Raw genomic sequence first — 17,712 nt, 5'->3', positions numbered from 1 at the left:
ATGCTCATCCCGAAGCGCGTTAAGTTCCGTCGTCAGCACCGCCCAACCCGTTCTGGTATGTCCAAGGGCGGCAACAAGGTGACTTTCGGTGAATACGGTCTCCAGGCTCTCGAGCCGGCCTACATCACCAACCGTCAGATTGAGGCAGCGCGTATTGCCATCAACCGCCACGTCAAGCGTGGTGGTAAGGTCTGGATCCAGATTTTCCCGGACCGCCCGCTGACCCAGAAGCCACTGGGTGTTCGTATGGGTTCCGGTAAGGGCCCGGTCGAAAAGTGGGTTGCAAACGTCAAGCCGGGTCGCATCATGTTCGAGATGTCCTACCCGGACGAGGCAGTTGCTATCGAGGCACTGAAGCGCGCAGGCGCTAAGCTGCCGATTAAGACCCGAATCGTTCGGAAGGAGGATCAGTACTGATGTCGAACGGCATTCCCGCCCACGAGCTTCGCTCGCTGGATAACGATGACCTGGTTGCCAAGCTCAAGGAGTCTAAGGAGGAGCTGTTCAACCTCCGTTTCCAGAGCGCTACCGGTCAGCTGACCAACAACCGCCGTCTCCGCACTGTCCGCAAGGATATTGCTCGCATTTACACCGTTATGCGTGAGCGCGAGCTCGGCCTGTCTGCTGCACCAACCGATGGTGATGCAGCATGAGTGAGGAAAACATGAACACCACCGAGGCTGGCGCACGTAAGGTGCGCACCGGTTACGTCGTGTCCGACAAGATGCAGAAGACCATCGTTGTCGAGCTCGAGGACCGCAAGCAGCACGCCCTGTACGGCAAGATCATGCGCACGAACTCCAAGGTCAAGGCGCACGACGAGAACGAAGAGGCTGGCGTGGGCGACCGCGTCCGCATCGAAGAGTGCCGTCCGCTCTCCAAGGACAAGCACTACCGCCTGATCGAGATCGTCGAGAAGGCTAAGTAAGACCCGACAGCTGAGCAATCAGCTAGGGCTTTACGACGAGAACCCCGTCGCGGGAAACACGCAAGTGTTTTCTGTGGCGGGGTTTTCTGTTTGTGCTTGGTGCAGATGGCTTTCGGGAATTTGGTGCGCCTTCTTCGGAACTTTTCCACCGCGCAAGCCCTCTAATACGTGAACACCGGCTATTAGAGACGTGCTTCAGTGCGGTTGGAAGCGATATTTGGTCGGCCGGTGGTTGATTATCACGTTGACCAGGAGGCGCAGTGGAAAGCCAGTTACCGCTCAAGAACGATTTCATCGATTTGCTGCTCGAGCAAACCGCTGAGGACGAGGGACTGACCTTAGAAGAGTATATCTTTAGGCATATTCGGCAATACGAGGATCAAACTGGTGAAGAACTTCAAAATCTGTTCGTAGCCGGGGAATTGGATAATGAAGAACTAGAAGAGCTGTTATTGACCAGCCATTTGGCGACTCATGAAGTAAACGAGGTGACCGAACAGTACTACTACGAACTCCGAAAGGGAATGACTATCGGGGTTATATCCGTTGTATCTCTCGTGGTCGGCATAATCTTTGGGGTTATCGCCGTAGTGTGCGCTTACAACGACGCTTATGGGGCAGGTCTGACCTGCGGAGCAATTGGTGTGATTTTGGCTTGTGTGCGTCTTGGGACGATTATATGGGCGAGTACGGATTAGCTGTCTTCTACTTGGTGTCTCGGTTATATGAGAGGCTCTACAGCTAAGTGCTGTGCCTGTGCGAGATGGAGTGTGAACGGCCTGGCCGCTGATTCGGAGTCAAGTGGTGAAGGCGTTCGACAACATCACGTTCTGCGAATAACCCACGAGTTTTGCCGCTAAGGCTCTTTCCCGAAAAGACTGAAAAATTTCGTATGAACAGGGAACTTTTTGGTTGCGCGCGGACTCTAACAAGCATGATGAGTCCAATTCCCGGTAGAAAGCCCCAACGGCTGGTGATAAGCAGCGATTCCATATCGTCCTTGGAGGATCGCCCACGCGCTCAGGCGTCTGAAGATCTCCCACGTCCTGACAACCAGATTGGAAACAAACAGGCTTCGGAGAGATCGCGATCTAAGAAGGCCATTTTGAACAAGCGTCGTAAAGTTGTTCTTTTGGCCTGCGCCGGAATGCTCCTCGGCTCAGGTGCAGTTGCTTATTCGGAGGCGTCCCAGGCGGACGACTATGCATTTACTCCGCCAGGAATGCCTCGGGATATTTCTGATCAAATTCCTCCATATTTGCGGGTTTTCAGTCATGCAACCAATGAAAAATCCGAGAGTAATACGCCACGTCTAGCGGGAGAAAAGGTGGACGGCTATTCGTCCGAGTTTTATTTAGATGGAGGATGTGCTAATCAGGTCTATACGATTGTGTTCGACCGAGAGCTAATTGATAAGCACTTATCTGGTGCAGAAGCGCTTGATGGGTATGTCAAGGTGGAAATACCTGATTACCTTGCCTTCTCTTATTCTGATTACTCAGAGACAGGTTATCAAAAATATTATCGAACAGATATATACCCTGAGGATAGATCTTATCTAATCGAGGTAGAGTGCACTCACTGGACTAGTGAGAAAAGCGATCGAATTGCTGGATACTGGCGTCATAGATTGTATTCTCTTTTGTCCGGAGAGGAAGATTTCTGGTGAAGATAATAGCTGTAATGGCCGGCTGGATTAAGATTCAAATTAACAGAATTGGTGTAGTCAACATTAGTATGCTGATTGGGGTAGCTGTACTAAGTTTGGCGATCTGTACTGGAGGTATTTGGTACGGTAGTCGAAAAGAGCCGGCCGAGCCTCATGATGTTCGCTTGTACGAAGGCCCGGACATTGAGGGGGTGCGACCTTCGTTGACTTCTAAAGCGCCCACGTTGATACCAATGACCTCTAAGGATTGCAGTCAAGATATCCTTCACGGTATTCCAAATGTTGAGGTTCCCTCAGTAGCTGCACAATTATGTACAAATTATGTCTATATTGGCGTTGAGTCATGGATTGAGCGAGTCGATGCTTACCGAGAATCGTGGCCAAATTATAGAGAGTATGAGTTACCTGGTTTTATAGCCTTCGAGTTCGGTTATGGAGGTCAGGCAATGTTGATAAATGACAACCGAGATCTGGCTATTTATGTTCGTTATGATAAGGATCACGCATCTAATCCGCTTTTGGATGAGAGTTTTAGGGTAGATGGCAGTTTTGAAAAGTTTGTACAGAGGATGCGGGTCTAGAACAATCTTTACGGTTGTTCCTAGCTTGCGGCTGGCCTGGTTTGGCCAGAGCTTGGAGCCGCAACATGGCGGTCAGGTTCGTGCTCTGTGGGGTTAAACCTCGTGCTTGCCGGTATGCTCAAAAGAGGTCGGTACAGCCGGTACCAGGTGAGAGCAGCGGGAGGCATGCTGGATCATGGGCAACGCCAGAACCCTTCATGATCGAGATCTCGAGTCCGCGCTTCGCTCACACGACGTGGCGACATTGTCGCGGCTCTTAATTGATGTTGAGCCCAAAGCTGCCGCTCGAAAGATGCGCCGCCTCAGCCATGAGGAACGTGCGTTGTTCTACCGCACACTGCCGAAAGACACGGCGGTTGAAACCTTCGATGAGTTGGACTCAGCGCTGCAGGCGCACCTAATCGACAGCCTCCGTGATCCTGAAGTCACCGCAGTTTTCGCGGAGATGGAACCGGACGATCGAGCAGAACTGCTCGACGAGCTGCCTGCGTCTGTCGCTGCAAAACTGCTCGCCAATCTACCGGATGATGAGCGAGAGCTGACCAACATCGTCCTCGGTTACCCCGACGGTTCCATTGGGCGTCGGATGAGCCCGGAGCTGGTGTCACTTCATGACGATATGACGGCGGGCGAGGCCTTGGAGACGGTCTATAACCATTTGGATGATGCGGAATCCATCTACACGTTGCCGGTGTCGAATCGGAATCGTCGACTGGTGGGCGTGATAAGTCTTCGTGATTTGATGCGTGCCAGCAGTGATATCCATATTGCGGCAATTTTGCGGAAAGCAGACTACGCAGAGGCTACTGAGTCTGAGGAGAAGGTGGCTCGCATGTGCGCCGATCGTAAGCGCTTAGCTTTACCGATCGTCGATAGCGAGCAGCGCGTTATCGGTCTGCTCACGGTGGACGACGCACTCCGGATTCTGGAGGAAGCAGACTCCGAGGACCAAGCTCGTATTTCAGGTTCTGAGCCGCTACGTTTGCCTTACCTTGCTACGCCGATCTTTGAGATCGTCCGCTCCCGTGTGGTCTGGTTGCTTGTACTGGCTATTGGTGCGACATTGACCGTGCAAGTCCTGGAAACCTTCGAAGAGACTCTGTCTCAGATGGTGGTTCTTTCGGTGTTCGTGCCGCTGCTGATTGGTACTGGTGGCAATACTGGCAACCAGGCTGCCACTACTATTACCCGTGCGCTGGCACTAGGGGATGTTCAACCCAGCGACCTTTTCAAGGTCATACTCCGAGAGGTGAGAGTTGGTGCGTTCCTCGGCCTGCTGCTGGGTACTCTCGGCCTACTCTTGGCGGGGTTGGTTTATGGTTGGGACATAGGCCTCGTTATCGGCCTGACGCTGCTGGGTATCTGTACTCTCGCTGCCACTGTCGGCGGCATTATGCCGCTGATTGGTAAGAAGTTCGGCATTGACCCGGCGGTCTTCGCCAACCCATTCATTACCACGCTTGTCGATGCCTCCGGCCTAATCATCTACTTCCTGATTGCTAAGTCAGTTTTGGGAATTTAGGCATTCACTCGATTTTGTAGGCGCTTTCTGGAGAGACAACCAGTTAGGCTTAATTCCTAATTCGGCAAAGCCGGGAACATTTCGGTGCTCGGTCTCCTCTAATACATGAACCCCATGAGTGTTTGTGTGCGGCAAAGATTGCCGTGACTAGAAGAGGAGGCCTTCCCAAATGAGCGGGATTGATTTATACGCAGTTTTTGCGGTGGATCCTAGCCAGCCCGGAGCTGTTGTAGCTAACAAAATTCAACAGCAGATTAACAGTACCGACTCTCAAAGTTGGGATGCCGAAAAGAAAGAACTTGCAGGTTATGTAGTTGCAATTTTCGCAGATGAGAGCAAAAAACAGCGCTATGACCAGGCCTTGCAGAGTCCCTTTTCGCCACCGGAGGTAACGACGGATTTCTTAGCGGATTTGGCGACAACGAGAAGCTCCCATGGGCTAAATGCCTTAGGGCAGGGAGGTGTTGATGCTCCGCGTGGTCACAGTGCTGTCGGTGACATGACTCCGACCGTGTCTTCGGAATCCCACAACAGCGTAATCATGCGGACAGTCACCACGACGTTTGCGCCGGTGCAACCACTAGCGCCGGAAGCAACGCTTAAAGACGTGTGGGTACGTATACCAAAGACTATTCAGGCCGCTATCGTGACGTTGGCCGGATTAGCAGTTTTCTGGATTGGTGATGGAGTCTTTACCTTTGTTCAAAGTCTCGAATATTCTGAATCGCCCTGGTTTATGTTTTTGAAGGTGGTAATAAACATATTTTCCCGGGTAGCAATTCTGGGAATAATCGTCATGACCTTGGTCAGTGGATTCACAAGTTCTGGAATGTATCGTCGACTTAAAATTGGTCTTTTACTGACAGCTGCACTGGTACCAGGTCTTAATCTGATTAACGACGCCATGATCTTTGTTATAGACGTACCTTTCTTTGTTTTTGACTACCACTTCGGGTTCTATTACTGGTGGGAATTCACTTGTTATCTGGTTTTGTCAATCCTCGCTCTGATCCTATGCCTGCTTCCACAGTCGCTGGCGTGGTATCGCGGCATGACGCTGGTTAAGACAACATCTCAGGGCTCCTAGCCTGAAACAATCCCGCCTTTGGTTAAAGGCGGGATTCGTCGTTTCTCCGCCCCTTTTAGCATCGTCAACGTGCAGCGACAACGCATGTGGGCCAGTTTCATCCTTTTTGCGTCTGGCTTTGAAATCCAGAGCAGAAAAAGTTTTTAGCGTTCGTCAGGAACATTTTGAGCCGCGGCGTCCTCTAAGGAGTGAAAGTCGCAAGGAATTGAGGAATCAACAAGGGCAAGGATTGTTTCCAAGTTCACTTCTCTTGTCTTCTTCCGCGACTTAGATCCTTACGTCACCCCCTCCCAAGGAAAGAGAACCTCTAATGAATCAGCAGAATCCCAATAACCCGGTTCGCCGCACCGTTCAGCCACGCAGAGCCGGAGGCCAGGCAGGAGTTTCCGGTGGCCAGCCACAGGCCAACACACAGTTTGGTTTCGGGGCTCCTCAACAGCAGCAACCTCAGCTGTCGCAGCAGCAGCCCCTGTACGGCCAGGAAAACCCGTACATTATGCCCACACAGCCTGTCGCTGATCAGCAGCCGTACCAGTCCGTATCCGCTGCTGGTCAACTATCTGAACAGCCCCATCATTTTCAGCAGTCGGTGGTACAGCCGGGCATGGCTCAGGTTGCTCCAGTAACACTGCACGAACAGCAGTGGGCAGATCCGACTTATACAAATGCCTCCCTGGGACAAAGGGCTGGTGCCTACCTCATCGATGCGCTAATCATCGGTCTCGTTCAGTTCGTGATTTACGTGATTTTTGTAGGCGGAGGCAGTGCCGCGGGCAGTGATGAGGCAGTAATTGGAGGCATGATTATTAGTGCAATTCTTATGTTCATCCTTGGCTTCGCCTACAAAGTTTGTCTAGAGGGCGCCATGGGGCAGACTCTCGGAAAGAAAATCCTTGGCCTACGTTTGATCACTACGGATGGTCGACCAATGGGATTTGGCCACGCGGTAAAGCGCAACATCAACCTTTTCTATTCTTTGGTGCCATTTATCGGAAGCTTTGCAGCGGGCATTGCGTACGTTGTGCGCTTCTTCTCCGTGATGAATTCGCCGTACAACCAGGGCTACCACGACCGCTGGGGAAATACTCGCCTGATTAAGGAGCACTAAAGCGAATCGGCAGTCATATTCGTAACGATTTCGAGTTCTCCCATGATGTCTTTTGTTTCGCCAACTTCAGCAGAGTTGGCCCAGAAAATTAGTGACGATGTCACGCGTAATTATCAATCGCAGGTGTCGAAATTTGAGGCTGAGATCAACAAAGCGAAAACTCAGGTCTCGAATTATCAATCTCATATCGGAGCTCTCTGCGATCAGCGTGATGAAGTTTCTTCGGAGCTGCAGGGGTTCCATGATGAATTGGATGCTGTTGCTTCTAAGCGCGCCTCCTACTCCGGTCGGCTAGCAGCAGCACGTCGTCAAGCTGAAGATGCGCGGGACCGGGTATCGTCTGCGCGATTGGCCAAGCAGCAAGCCGAATACGAGTTTCACCAGGCTGAAAACCGACTGCACTCTTTGCAAAAGCCGGTTGATGATGGTCGATTCAAATTGGAGATGCAGCGCTGGGAAAGCCGGATCGATGATATCGACGGGCAGATTCAAGATGCGACGCGAAAGCTTAAAGACGCGCAGCAGTATTCCGAGGACCTCGATCGGCAGATTCGTGACTATGACGGCAATGACTACTTTGAGCGACAGCGGTTAGCTGATGCTCACCGGCAATCGGTAGAAGATGAATATCGTCATCAGCAGCGAATCGACAGCCTTGAAGATTCCAAACTGCAGTTTCCCAAACCGATTGATGATGGTCGCTTTGACCGTGAAACAGCGCAATACAATGCTGATAAAAATCAATGCGAAAGAGCACGCAAGCAAGCGAAAGCGCTGCTTTCCGACGCTGAGAGTGCTTTACAGTCAGCTGAGTCTGACTTTCGTCTTGCCAACAGCGATGTAGATGAGTTGCTGGCAGAACCAACGCAGTTGGATGCAGAAGAGGGCCGTTTACCAGACCTTATTGATGGAAAGGAATACGAGCTCAGCGAGGTTAACTCTGACATCACAAGCGCACAGCAACAGTTGAGCGCTTGGAACCAGACGCTTCAACAGACGACAGCGAAAAAGGCTCAGATTGAGTCTGCTCGCGATTCGGAGGCTAGGGCAAAAGCAAAGGCTTTCAAGCAATCTAGGCATGGCCAAGTTGTAAGTTCCTGGCGCCGCATTACAGATAATTATGCGCAGAATAGGCAAGTTTGGGAGAAGTGCGTCAGCAATGTGGCGCAAGCCGAGGACAAAAAATGGGAAAATTTAGCGTTACCTGAATATGTAAAAGCGCACAATGACCTCAAAGCTCAGAAAACGGCTAATGAGAATTCTCGCGCGCGTGCGCACAGTGACGTGGATTCTCAGCAGCGTCGAATCGCCGATATTGTCGGCACACACCTAGCAGGCGACCGGCGTAACCGCTGGGCGCTGTATTCGTCCGATACAGGTCGGCATACCGTGTTCGATCAGGCGCAATCGCAAGCTGAAATTGAGAACTACATCGCAGGTTTCGGGTCGAATCCCTCTTGGGGAAACGTTCAACTAGTTTCCGTTCGTACCAAACCCTTCACGACCTTTTGGATTCTGCTTGCAATCACGGTGTTGAGTGTTCTCACCCGACTGCTTGTAGGTGATGTGCTCGGCCTTACGACGATGACAGTGTGGATCTGCGGCCTGGCTGCATTTGGAAACCTAATTTACCGAGGAATCACAAAATCTCAGGGAAAAAATGTGGAATGGGTTGGCGAGCAAAAGGACTGGTCTGTTATTGCAGCGGAGCTGCATAGAGCAATTAGTTCAGCTAACCAGTTTGATCAACGAGCGGCTCAGATTACCGCGAAATCCCGGCAGGTCATTCAAAGTAATAAACAAGCTGTGGCTCGTAAACGAGCACAGATGACGGTTGCAGATGTTGAACCGCATGTTCACCGTGCAGTACCGCAGTTTTGTGTCTTTCCGCGCAGGGACAGCGATGCGATAGCGAATTATTGCAGTCAGGTGGTCAAAGACTTCGTTGCTCAGGGAAATTCGAATGCTCAGCTAAACCTGCAGACCTCGAAGTATCCACTTCCGCCGAAGGTGAACTACTCCGGAAATGATCAGTACGTGCAAGCCGCGATTAGCCAGTACGACTCACAAAAAATACGGTAAAGGAGACCAAAACAATGGATCCAATGAAATCTCAACCGCCCCGGCGAAAAGGTTCTTCCGAAGGCGGTGGCTTTAATTCCAACAACGGCGGCAATCCTGTGCGTCGGACACAGAAGCCCCGTCGTCAGCAGAGTGCCATGAATGAGCCGATAGGCTCAGAGACCCCACGCGAATCAGGAACGGAATCCTCTCCACAGACAGGTCAAGTGCCGGCATGGGGGGAAATTCTCGATTCTGAGAACTCAACGCAAGACTTTGGTTCTTCGTTTGAGGAAACGACGCAATTTCCTCCTGGGAACTCAGCGAGTTTTGAGGACGCGCCGAGGGAGCGGTATGACGCTAGCCCAAATATTCCCAATGCGCCAAAAAAGAATTCATCGGCATCGGCGGTTATTTTGAGCATTGTGGCGGTGCTGGTGCTTTTCGGCGTCATCGTTGGCGGTTGGGCCGCCTGGAACAACAAGCAAGAAGACAATCGGGCTGCAGAAACTCCGGCTTCGTCTTCCACCTCGCCTAGTTCCACCTCAACGCGGACAAGCGATTATTACACTCCTACGTCGACCTATACGACAACAGAAACCAGTACGACCGTTGAAAGCACTACGACAACCGAGGAATCGGTTGATTCGGATTACAGCTCCGGGTCGAACTACGCCGAACCCGAAGAACAGTTCCCGTCTCCTCCGTATTCACCGCCGTCGAACTACACCTGGATCCTCAACGGCCCATATGGAACCGGTACGTCGTCGAACTGCATCCAGATTGCGGACAGTGAATACCAAAGTGGTGGCTCGGATGACTACACGGAGTGTTTTGAGATGAGCGATGGCTGGTACTACTACTCCCTGCGCGGTGCCGGTTAATTGGTAGCAGTTGCGCAATGTGTGAGTCGCAGGATGGCCGCGTGGAGCATGCCTTGGGATGTTAAAATGCGACTAGTCCGACCAAAATAAGGAGTAGCTTTCGTGAGCGCTACTGATGGAGCAGATAGTCCCAAACCCTGGGATAATGAGGCCGTCGAGCCTGTGCTGCCAGATTTGCTGGGAGACACGCAAAACGAGCTTTCTGACGACGTTTTTGAACAAATCCTGGCTGCTGCCATGGAACCCGACTCCAACTTGGCGGATGAGTCCCTGATCCCAGCCGATGATGATCCTGAGTTGACCGAAGATGGTCATTTCGTCAATCCCGAAGAGGCTGAGCTGTTTCTTGATGCTGCAGCGGATGCTGAGGACGATGACGAAGAAGAAGCCGAGATGGAAGTCGAAGATGACGACGATGATCATCGTGATGCCTCCGACGACGGTGGCGACGACGACCATGACTTCGACTTTGATGACCTGTACTCCGGTGATGACAACTCGGACGATGATTTCGGCGGGGTGCTGTCATAATGACAACAAAGGTTTTGGAACGGGAACTGGTTCAGCGTGCCCAGAATGGCGATCAAGCAGCTTTCGCTGAGCTCATCAGGCTGTACAAAGACAGCGTTTTTAGCGTCTGCTTGCGTATGTGCAGCAACTACCACGACGCTGAAGATGCTTTTAGCATCGCTGTAGCATCGGCATATAAATATTTTGACAGGTTTCGGGGCAGTTCCTCTTTCAAAACTTGGTTCACCAAAATCGCGCTCAATGCCTGCAAGAAACAAGGCCAAAAGATTCAGAAGCGCACAGAGATGGTGCAGCTCGATTCAGATGCGGGTGCGAATATGCGTTCCACTGGAAGCGATATTGATACCCGGGTAGCAGTAGTTGACCAAGTTCAAACTGCATTGGATCAACTGAGGCCAAACTTCCGCGAGATCTTGATTCTCCGTGAATTGGCTGGCTATACCTATGAGGAAATCGCGGCCAAACAGCGTATTCCGCTTGCAACCGTTAAGAGCCGATTGAATAGAGCACGAAAGCAGATGCTCGAGCTGCTCAAGGAAGAGTAAGGCAGTTTTTATGGCACCGACGACTGCTGATTCAAGTTCCAGTGCAAGTGTCGGTATCAGTGAGGATGCCGCTTTAATTCGCAAAGTGGTTGAGTACTTTGATGCCGTCGGCAAGCGAGAAGAAGCCCGACTCATCGAAGCCCCGCTACAGGCGAGAAGAGAAGCGACGGTAGTCGCCGTTATCGGTGAGGTCGGATGCGGCAAGACGATGCTGGTAGATGCGCTTTCTGGAAGTGCTTCCATCAGTCTTTCCGCATGTGAAACGGGTTTCAGTTTTGGTCCCGATGCGGAGGAGATTTCCGGTCAGGGAAACTTTGGGCTAGGGGAGGGGGCAATCCGAGGCGGAGAGTCGTTGACAGATGACAGTTTCATAGATTGCCCTGGTTTTAATGGCGCTGATTCGGAAATCTCGAAAGCTGCGATTGCGCTCACTCGTAATGCCGGTGTTGTGGTGTTTGTGCTTGAGGCAACGACTACGATTACCGAACCGGAACTTGCCACGCTGAAAGAAATCGCTGCAAGCACACCAGGACTTGCGGTGGCAATAACCAAGAAAGACAAAAATCTGTTGGGTTGGCGAGAGATTGAAAGAGTTACTCGTCAGCAGATTCAGCAGCATTTGGGAGAATTAGTTTCCGAAGTACCTATAGTCAGTGTCTCTCCGCTGCGGTACCTTTCTGCCCTCAATGGCAATCCTTTTCTAGCCGACGAGGTTATCAATGACTCGGGGATTCCCCGGTTACAAGAGGCGATTGTTGAGGCCCGCAGCCGGCTGCAGAAAAATGCGTATACCCCAGTTATGCGGCAAGCGTTGGTTCTGCTGAATAGTGAATATGCCGAGCTCGAGAGCAAGATTTCAGCAGATAGCACGGCCATGCTGAGCCGATTGGAAGAGAAGAAGGTGGAACTTGAGCACCTCACTTCCGACCGGCGTCGAGGACAACAGCTACTTACGTCAGGGCTGTCTCAGGCCAGAAGTGAAGCCGTAAGTATGGCTGAAACACAGTTGGTGGAGATTCGAGAGAAGTGGCACTCGTACTTCGCGTCGACGCCGCCACGTTATATTCGAGCCCATCGGGATGCAGTTTTCTTTCAAATCGAATCCGAACTGTCCGAATTGTTCGAGGACTCAATCCGCTACTTTATGGCTCGGTCCCGCGAGGTCTATGTAGGTGTCACAGATGGTGTTGCAGATTGGCACTGCGTGATTGATGCCCTTAACGAAGTTGCCACGGGTATTTCCGTTTCTAACAAACCTGAGAGCGAGAATTCCGTAGCCAAAGTCGTGGATCCGTCCCTGGTGTCACTGACGATTGCTGGTGGCTTCGGGCTTACCCACGTTTTAGGTTTTGTACCGGGGATTGGTGCGGCGATTATTGGTAGCGGCGGTACTGTCCTGCCATTCGTTGCAATGGCTGGTCTGTGGCTCGGTGTGAATGTCTATCATCGATCGTCTAAAACTGGCCGCGTTGAACTATCAAAATGGCTAGATCAAGTGATTTTGCAGGTGCGCAGACAGCTCAATCAGGGAATCGAGACTGTTTACAACGAGTTGCGCCCGTTACTAATCAACCAGTTCAATGACAATCTTGAACTGCGTATTCGGCGAACTAAACACCAAATTCAGCAGATGAAACAGGATTGTCAGTCGGCGCTTGGGGACAGGCAAGTCGCTCGGCAGGAAGCTAAGAAGAAGTCTGCTTATGTTGCCAGACTTCGTGGTGAGTTACTGAGTCGGGTGGATGCCAATGCAGAGTAATGCATATGTCGATTCTGCAGCTAAACAGTTGATTGCCGCCGTCGATTCTATGCTTCGTGAGCTGATTGATCGTGCTGGTGAATATGGCGATGAGCAGCAGAGAATTACCACTGTTGCCAATGAGTGTCGTCAGCTAATGCAGACTCCGCCAACGATTCTGGTGAGTGGACGAATGAAGGCTGGAAAATCGACACTCATTAATGCTTTAGTGCGCCAGAAAATTGCCGAAACTGCAATCCTCGAGTGTACGAATGCCGTCACCGTGTACACCAAGGGAGCGCCGGAGCGAATCGAGAATGTTTCGTTAGCCAGTCGAGGCGCCCTCCATAGTGCGCAGAGTGCCCAAAGTGTGGCCGATTTGGATGGGCGCGTGAAAGTTCACTATCTCCCATCACAGGCATTGTCGCAGCTAAACTTCGTCGATACGCCCGGTCTTGGAACGGTTGATGCGGCAAATCATCAAATTGTCGATGGACTGCGCGAGTTGACCCGTGTGCCGTGGAACCAACATGGCACCGCCATTGATGGGTTGATTTATGTGTTCGATTCCACCTTGCGTGACGACGAGATTGCGCATATCCGCTCCCTAGGTTTTACCACTCTGTCATCGGTGGGAGTGCTTTCGCGCGCAGATGATTTCGGTGCCGGCGCCTTTGGGCCAAGTGATCCAATCGAAGCAGCTAGGAACAGAGCCACTGAACTGTCGAACGACTACTCTCGCTATTTTTCTTCGGTATTAGCAGTTTCCGGTCTGATGGCGGAAAGCGCGGAGACAGGTGCAATCACCGAGCCGCTGGCTCGAGTACTCAGCAGCCTTGACACGGTGGCTCGTGACACATTGATGCATGAGTTAGAGACTGATTTTCCCAATTGTGTTAGTGCTAATAGCCGCAATAAACTGCTGGAAGTGCTGGGCTCTTATGGGGTTCTAGAGGGACGAAATAGTGCCAGCGGTGGCGCCGTACAGTTGCAGAGATTCTTACGTCAGGCCTCGGGAATCGATTCCTTAGCAGGTCATCTGGGCGAGAGTATTACTTTTGCAACGGTGCTGAGTCGCTGTAGCTATGTGCAGGAAAAACTAAAAGACCTGGCATTTTCTTGCGATGCCGCCGAGGTACTCGACTATTGGGAAGAGCATTTGACTGCCCAGCAACGGCTAGCGGTAACCATTTACCGCCTGCTGACTCAGAGCCCCGGTAGCCGCGTATCTACGGAAGGAGTATCTCTGGCTGAAGAGGCACTCCAATTGGGGACAGCGGAGGACGCCCCACGCGCTACGGAGATACATGCTTTGGCCAGCAGAAAGCTGCTGGGATTGGTTTCTCCTTTGGAGGAAAAGCTCCTTGGAGCTGTGTGCTCATTCACTGAGCTCATTGCTCCGTAGAATCTCTTCGGCGGATGCTCGTACTTGAGTAATCTTTTCAGCTACAACGTCCTCTGGAAGTCCAAAAAGGATGGACAGTTCAGAGTTGCTCAGAGGGGAATACTGCTCCAGCGCTAGCAGAGTTAGATCTTCAGGTTCCATGTAGGCACGCAGGGCATTCACTCGACACAGAGAATCGTGGCCGCTCGGCGAAAAACGTCCTTGAGTTCTTGCTTCTTTCGCAGTGAGGACTCCCAAACCCGTTTGCGCAAGTGCAAAGTAGATCTCACGGCGCAGCAGGGCATCGTAGGAGGCCTCCGTTGTCTCGGCTAACGCGGAGACAGATTTCCACGCATTTCCGAGACCGTGAGTGAGAATGGTTTGAGCAAGATGGCGGCTTCCTCCGAACACAAGCGCAATTGACCACAGGTGATCTTTTTCGGCTAAGGCACTTCTTTGGAACCGTCTCGCGACAAGTTGTCTGTTGAATTCATAACGGGCAGTCATTTGGAGTCCCCACTGAAGTTGCTTTCCGATGAGTGACCTAAATCAGCTGCGAGAGTTGCAGAGTTGAGTCGACTTTCACCAGAAATTGGTGGCAGGGAACCGGACTGATCCACGACATCCGTTCCAAAAATTGTCAGCATAATGTCATCAACGAGGTTTTCAGAGTCTGCTTCACCATCAATTTCCGCCATTAGCGATGCGATAGCTGTGTTCTCTTTTTCAGTGCTCATGTACTACTCCTTCCCTTTTTCTGGAGAAATTGGGTGCGAAATTTCTGAGAAGTGGTTTTCAAGTGATGAGTCTGTTCCAAAGGCTCGTGATAGGGCGATATCGAGTACTTCCTCAGTGCAAGGAGTTACCGTGAGTACTTCCTCTTCTGCTTCCCACGCCGCATCTGCCGTTGACTGCGGGAAACGATGTTTTCTTTCGTACCTGGGACCGACCAGCGCAAGATATTTCAACGAGCTCATTGTGAACTGTCCTTAGACTCGTCCATGCGAACCAAGAGCCAGCAGAGGTTCACGATAAACATGATGAGCATGAAGAAGCCGGAACCCGGATGACCCCCGATAAAGTTCATAAGACACATAAGTCCTGCCACAATGGTCCAGGTAATTGGCCAGCCAAGGCCCTTCTTCTCGGTTGAGTCGACGTCGCCGTTAGACGGTTGGGAGGCGATAGTCGAAGTGGCATTTGTTGATGTCGTAGCCGTGGTTTGTGTGGTTGCTGGAGTATTACTAACGGCATTAGTCGAGACAGCCGAAGGCACAGGCTTTCCCTGCTTACGTCGTGAAATAGTCTTCGTCGCCGTAGAGATGCCACTCGAGGCCTTGGCCGACGTGGTCGGTGTCTTAGCGGAGGCGACTTCTGCTACCTCGGTGGATGCTTTGTCCTTCCCTTGGCTAATCCCACCGAGCCAATCACGCGGAGTAGGCCTGTTTGAGCTGGAAGCGGTGAGCGCGCGTTGAGTAAGGGAGCGAACGGAGCTCACGGTTCCCGCGGGGAGGTCATTCGGGTTGCGAGTGGACTGATCGGAAGCCAGCAGACGCAGTGCAAGCAGGCCAAACTTGTACGCATCGCTCTCTTTTGTCTGCGGTTTTTCCCCATTTGGCACGTCCCAGCCCGGTGTCTGCACATCGGGTCCCTCAGATGGGCCGATACTCATGGAGTCGCAGTCCAGTAAGTACACATGCGGACCGGGCGCGTTGTGGCAGAAGAGCAAATTCTTAACCGAGATGTCCCCGACACGGATCTCAGCGCCATGAAGAACGCGAAGTAGGTTCGCAAAATCTTCCAGAAATTCGTAGCGCTGACGTTCGCTTACCTTCAGCCCGATGCTCTGCTCAAATTCAGGGCCATTCAGCAGATACTGCAATTCCGCTGCACGTTTCGTGGTGCTTGTCGACGTTGGAGAAAGAAGCTGGAAGAAACGATCCGGAATTAACGGCATGATTATGCCGACGGTCTTTCCGTCATCACGCACTAAATGAGTTGGCCATGCCGCTTGATTGAGCAGCCACTCTTTGCGATCTGGGGCGACCTCGCCGAGTTTGTTAATGAACTTGACCAGTTTCTCCAGGTGAGCCTCGTTGACCTTGTCGGGTGACTTGTATTTCTTAAAAGCACAGGGGCGAGACGAAAAATGTGTAGAACCGAGCTTGTAGACGACTCCTTCGCCACCAGATCCGAGCTTTTCTAGGTCGGAAGGCAGTTCACTCAGTTCAACTACAGGAGTAGTAGTCGCTTCGGGTGCACTCATTAAAAGGGTTCCTTTGAAAAGTGTGGTGTAACAATCTGACTGGGGCTAGAGGAGGCTAGCTGTCTGGAACTCCGATGTGAGCTGGCCAAATCGCAACCAGGGTGCGGTCGTCGTCAAAGCCGGCCTTGGAGAAGTCCACTAGGTGACAAAATTCAGTAATCGATGGCACACGCTTGTAAAGGCGTTTGACAAAGAGGTCAGACAACGGGCCGCCACCGCCGCCGAGGGGGTCACCAATGCCGTCGGTTCCGAAGAGCACCGTTTCGTCACCAGTGGTTTCGAAATAGACGGCATCCAAGTTTTCTGGCACTAGCGGCAGTGGGTTCACGGCTGATGAGCTAATTGCAGAATCGCTTTCTTCCTTGCCGCCTTCAATCAACTCCACACCATTAGCGGTGACTGTCCACGAACCGGAGTCGCCGATTGACAGGACATGCCCGCGGAGCCCGTTGTCACACTTGGAAATAGCAGCGCAGACCAGTGTGGAAGCGAAGTCCATTGGATCTTCGCCAGCTTCTTTTGCAGCAGTCTGAATGCTGTAGGAAGCTCCCTTCGCCAGCGAAATCCATTCCTGTTGGCTCAGGTTATCCTTGTACATCTTCTTCAGCCATCCGATGGCGTAGCGCGCTGCGATTGCAGAGCCTCGGTGGCTTTGTGGGGCAGCTGAGACTCCATCGGCGACTGCTACGAAGAGGGTGTTGCCATCGTCGGAAAGCAGAGTATGCACGGAGTCCTGGCGAGGTGCGCCGTTGTATCGGTGCATGCGTCCGCGCAAGCTGACAGAGCGCATCGCAAACTGCTTAGAGCGCCAGCCATCGATGACGGTGTCGGGGACTTGGCGGCCAGTACCGAATTTTGTGTCAACGATGATGGGATCGACTTCGGCGCCGGCATCACCGACAACCAGCGGCGCGAGACCATCGTCATGCGAAGTGGCGGTGATTTCCGTGCTGAAGGCGCGGTTTGTTGCCGATGTGGGCTTTGGCTTGGGGCTGGGTGCTGGATTGGAGGCGTTAGACGGAGCTCCGGAGTTTTCGGCTGCCGACTGAGGTAACCGGGAGGAACTAGCAGGGCCAGCGTGGTAATCCGAGTAATCGCGTTCCGGCATGATGCGCGTGTCGAGGCCGGGAGTTTCGTAATTGTGGGGGACGCCAGTGTGGAAGTCTCGGCGCGGAGAACTGGGATTCGAATAGGGCGCGGCAGTGGAAGGTCGGCTGTCGAGGCGACGCGAGGAGGGGTAGTCCCTGCTATGGCCCGTATTCAAGTCTTCGACCGCACGCGGATCGTTAAAGGGATGGAGTAAATCTCTCGGACGGACGCGAACGAGTTCTCCGAGGACACGTGAGGCCAGGCTCTTCTGAGGTGGATTGTGAAGGTAACGCTCGTGCTGGGAGTAGTTTGTCATCGC

At 52.2% G+C, this 17,712-nt stretch carries 20 protein-coding genes; 15 read left to right on the top strand and 5 right to left on the bottom strand.

All coding sequences use genetic code 11. The features are described 5' to 3' along the window. From rplP to CORAM0001_RS02815, 15 genes are all read left to right on the top strand, one after another. Positions 1-417 carry a 50S ribosomal protein L16 gene (gene rplP, locus CORAM0001_RS02880; protein WP_005509813.1) on the top strand — a complete coding sequence of 139 codons (417 nt, stop codon included), beginning with the start codon at positions 1-3 and terminating at the stop codon, positions 415-417. Further along, positions 417-653: a 50S ribosomal protein L29 gene (gene rpmC, locus CORAM0001_RS02875; protein WP_005509851.1), complete on the top strand. Its 237-nt coding sequence runs from the start codon at positions 417-419 to the stop codon at positions 651-653. Before rplP ends, rpmC begins: the two co-directional genes overlap by 1 nt. Then, positions 650-928 (top strand): 30S ribosomal protein S17, encoded by a 279-nt coding sequence (rpsQ, locus tag CORAM0001_RS02870; RefSeq protein ID WP_005509926.1) that lies wholly within the window; start codon positions 650-652, stop codon positions 926-928. The genes rpmC and rpsQ overlap by 4 nt, the downstream gene beginning before the upstream one ends. A gap of 260 nt (positions 929-1,188) precedes the next feature. Continuing rightward, positions 1,189-1,626 carry a hypothetical protein gene (locus tag CORAM0001_RS02865; protein WP_005509980.1) on the top strand — a complete coding sequence of 146 codons (438 nt, stop codon included), beginning with the start codon at positions 1,189-1,191 and terminating at the stop codon, positions 1,624-1,626. A gap of 236 nt (positions 1,627-1,862) precedes the next feature. Then, on the top strand, positions 1,863-2,597 hold the full coding sequence (locus CORAM0001_RS11265) for a hypothetical protein (protein WP_157752522.1): 735 nt from the start codon (positions 1,863-1,865) through the stop codon (positions 2,595-2,597). 14 nt (positions 2,598-2,611) lie between these two features. Further along, on the top strand, positions 2,612-3,178 hold the full coding sequence (locus CORAM0001_RS02860) for a hypothetical protein (protein WP_040360928.1): 567 nt from the start codon (positions 2,612-2,614) through the stop codon (positions 3,176-3,178). Between the two features lie 175 nt (positions 3,179-3,353). Then, the gene (gene mgtE / locus CORAM0001_RS02855; protein WP_005510071.1) at positions 3,354-4,700 is read left to right on the top strand and encodes a magnesium transporter; all 1,347 of its coding nucleotides are present in this window, start codon (positions 3,354-3,356) and stop codon (positions 4,698-4,700) included. Between the two features lie 169 nt (positions 4,701-4,869). After that, complete coding sequence (locus CORAM0001_RS02850; RefSeq protein ID WP_005509951.1) at positions 4,870-5,787, top strand: hypothetical protein; 918 nt, start codon at positions 4,870-4,872, stop codon at positions 5,785-5,787. 310 nt (positions 5,788-6,097) lie between these two features. After that, positions 6,098-6,895: an RDD family protein gene (locus tag CORAM0001_RS02845; protein ID WP_005510038.1), complete on the top strand. Its 798-nt coding sequence runs from the start codon at positions 6,098-6,100 to the stop codon at positions 6,893-6,895. A gap of 42 nt (positions 6,896-6,937) precedes the next feature. Further along, positions 6,938-8,977, top strand: a complete 2,040-nt coding sequence (locus CORAM0001_RS02840; protein WP_005509747.1) for a coiled-coil domain-containing protein — start codon at positions 6,938-6,940, stop codon at positions 8,975-8,977. Between the two features lie 23 nt (positions 8,978-9,000). After that, positions 9,001-9,840, top strand: a complete 840-nt coding sequence (locus CORAM0001_RS11315) for a hypothetical protein (protein ID WP_167317506.1) — start codon at positions 9,001-9,003, stop codon at positions 9,838-9,840. Between the two features lie 102 nt (positions 9,841-9,942). Continuing rightward, complete coding sequence (locus CORAM0001_RS10875) at positions 9,943-10,371, top strand: hypothetical protein (protein ID WP_005509938.1); 429 nt, start codon at positions 9,943-9,945, stop codon at positions 10,369-10,371. Next, positions 10,371-10,916 (top strand): RNA polymerase sigma factor, encoded by a 546-nt coding sequence (locus tag CORAM0001_RS02825; protein WP_005509845.1) that lies wholly within the window; start codon positions 10,371-10,373, stop codon positions 10,914-10,916. Before CORAM0001_RS10875 ends, CORAM0001_RS02825 begins: the two co-directional genes overlap by 1 nt. 10 nt (positions 10,917-10,926) lie before the next feature. Further along, positions 10,927-12,675: a GTPase domain-containing protein gene (locus CORAM0001_RS02820; RefSeq protein ID WP_005510068.1), complete on the top strand. Its 1,749-nt coding sequence runs from the start codon at positions 10,927-10,929 to the stop codon at positions 12,673-12,675. Then, a complete protein-coding gene (locus CORAM0001_RS02815) occupies positions 12,665-14,059 on the top strand; it encodes a dynamin family protein (protein WP_005509983.1) in 1,395 nt (464 codons plus the stop codon). Before CORAM0001_RS02820 ends, CORAM0001_RS02815 begins: the two co-directional genes overlap by 11 nt. On the opposite strand, the gene CORAM0001_RS02810 is transcribed toward CORAM0001_RS02815, so the two are convergent. The 5 genes from CORAM0001_RS02810 to CORAM0001_RS02795 are packed head-to-tail and all read right to left on the bottom strand — an operon-like array spanning position 14,033 to position 17,709. After that, positions 14,033-14,545, bottom strand: a complete 513-nt coding sequence (locus CORAM0001_RS02810; RefSeq protein WP_040360921.1) for a hypothetical protein — start codon at positions 14,543-14,545, stop codon at positions 14,033-14,035. The two genes, CORAM0001_RS02815 and CORAM0001_RS02810, sit on opposite strands and share 27 nt — an antisense overlap. Continuing rightward, positions 14,542-14,775 carry a hypothetical protein gene (locus CORAM0001_RS02805; protein ID WP_005509885.1) on the bottom strand — a complete coding sequence of 78 codons (234 nt, stop codon included), beginning with the start codon at positions 14,773-14,775 and terminating at the stop codon, positions 14,542-14,544. Before CORAM0001_RS02805 ends, CORAM0001_RS02810 begins: the two co-directional genes overlap by 4 nt. A 3-nt stretch (positions 14,776-14,778) precedes the next feature. Next, on the bottom strand, positions 14,779-15,015 hold the full coding sequence (locus tag CORAM0001_RS11260; protein ID WP_157752518.1) for a hypothetical protein: 237 nt from the start codon (positions 15,013-15,015) through the stop codon (positions 14,779-14,781). Next, on the bottom strand, positions 15,012-16,304 hold the full coding sequence (locus tag CORAM0001_RS02800; RefSeq protein WP_005509809.1) for a hypothetical protein: 1,293 nt from the start codon (positions 16,302-16,304) through the stop codon (positions 15,012-15,014). Before CORAM0001_RS02800 ends, CORAM0001_RS11260 begins: the two co-directional genes overlap by 4 nt. A gap of 55 nt (positions 16,305-16,359) precedes the next feature. Then, the gene (locus CORAM0001_RS02795) at positions 16,360-17,709 is read right to left on the bottom strand and encodes a protein phosphatase 2C domain-containing protein (RefSeq protein ID WP_081451088.1); all 1,350 of its coding nucleotides are present in this window, start codon (positions 17,707-17,709) and stop codon (positions 16,360-16,362) included. Positions 17,710-17,712 lie beyond the last annotated feature (3 nt).

The organism is Corynebacterium amycolatum SK46 (assembly GCF_000173655.1).
Classification (GTDB): domain Bacteria; phylum Actinomycetota; class Actinomycetes; order Mycobacteriales; family Mycobacteriaceae; genus Corynebacterium; species Corynebacterium amycolatum_A.
This window is presented reverse-complemented; position numbering and strand designations above follow the sequence as displayed.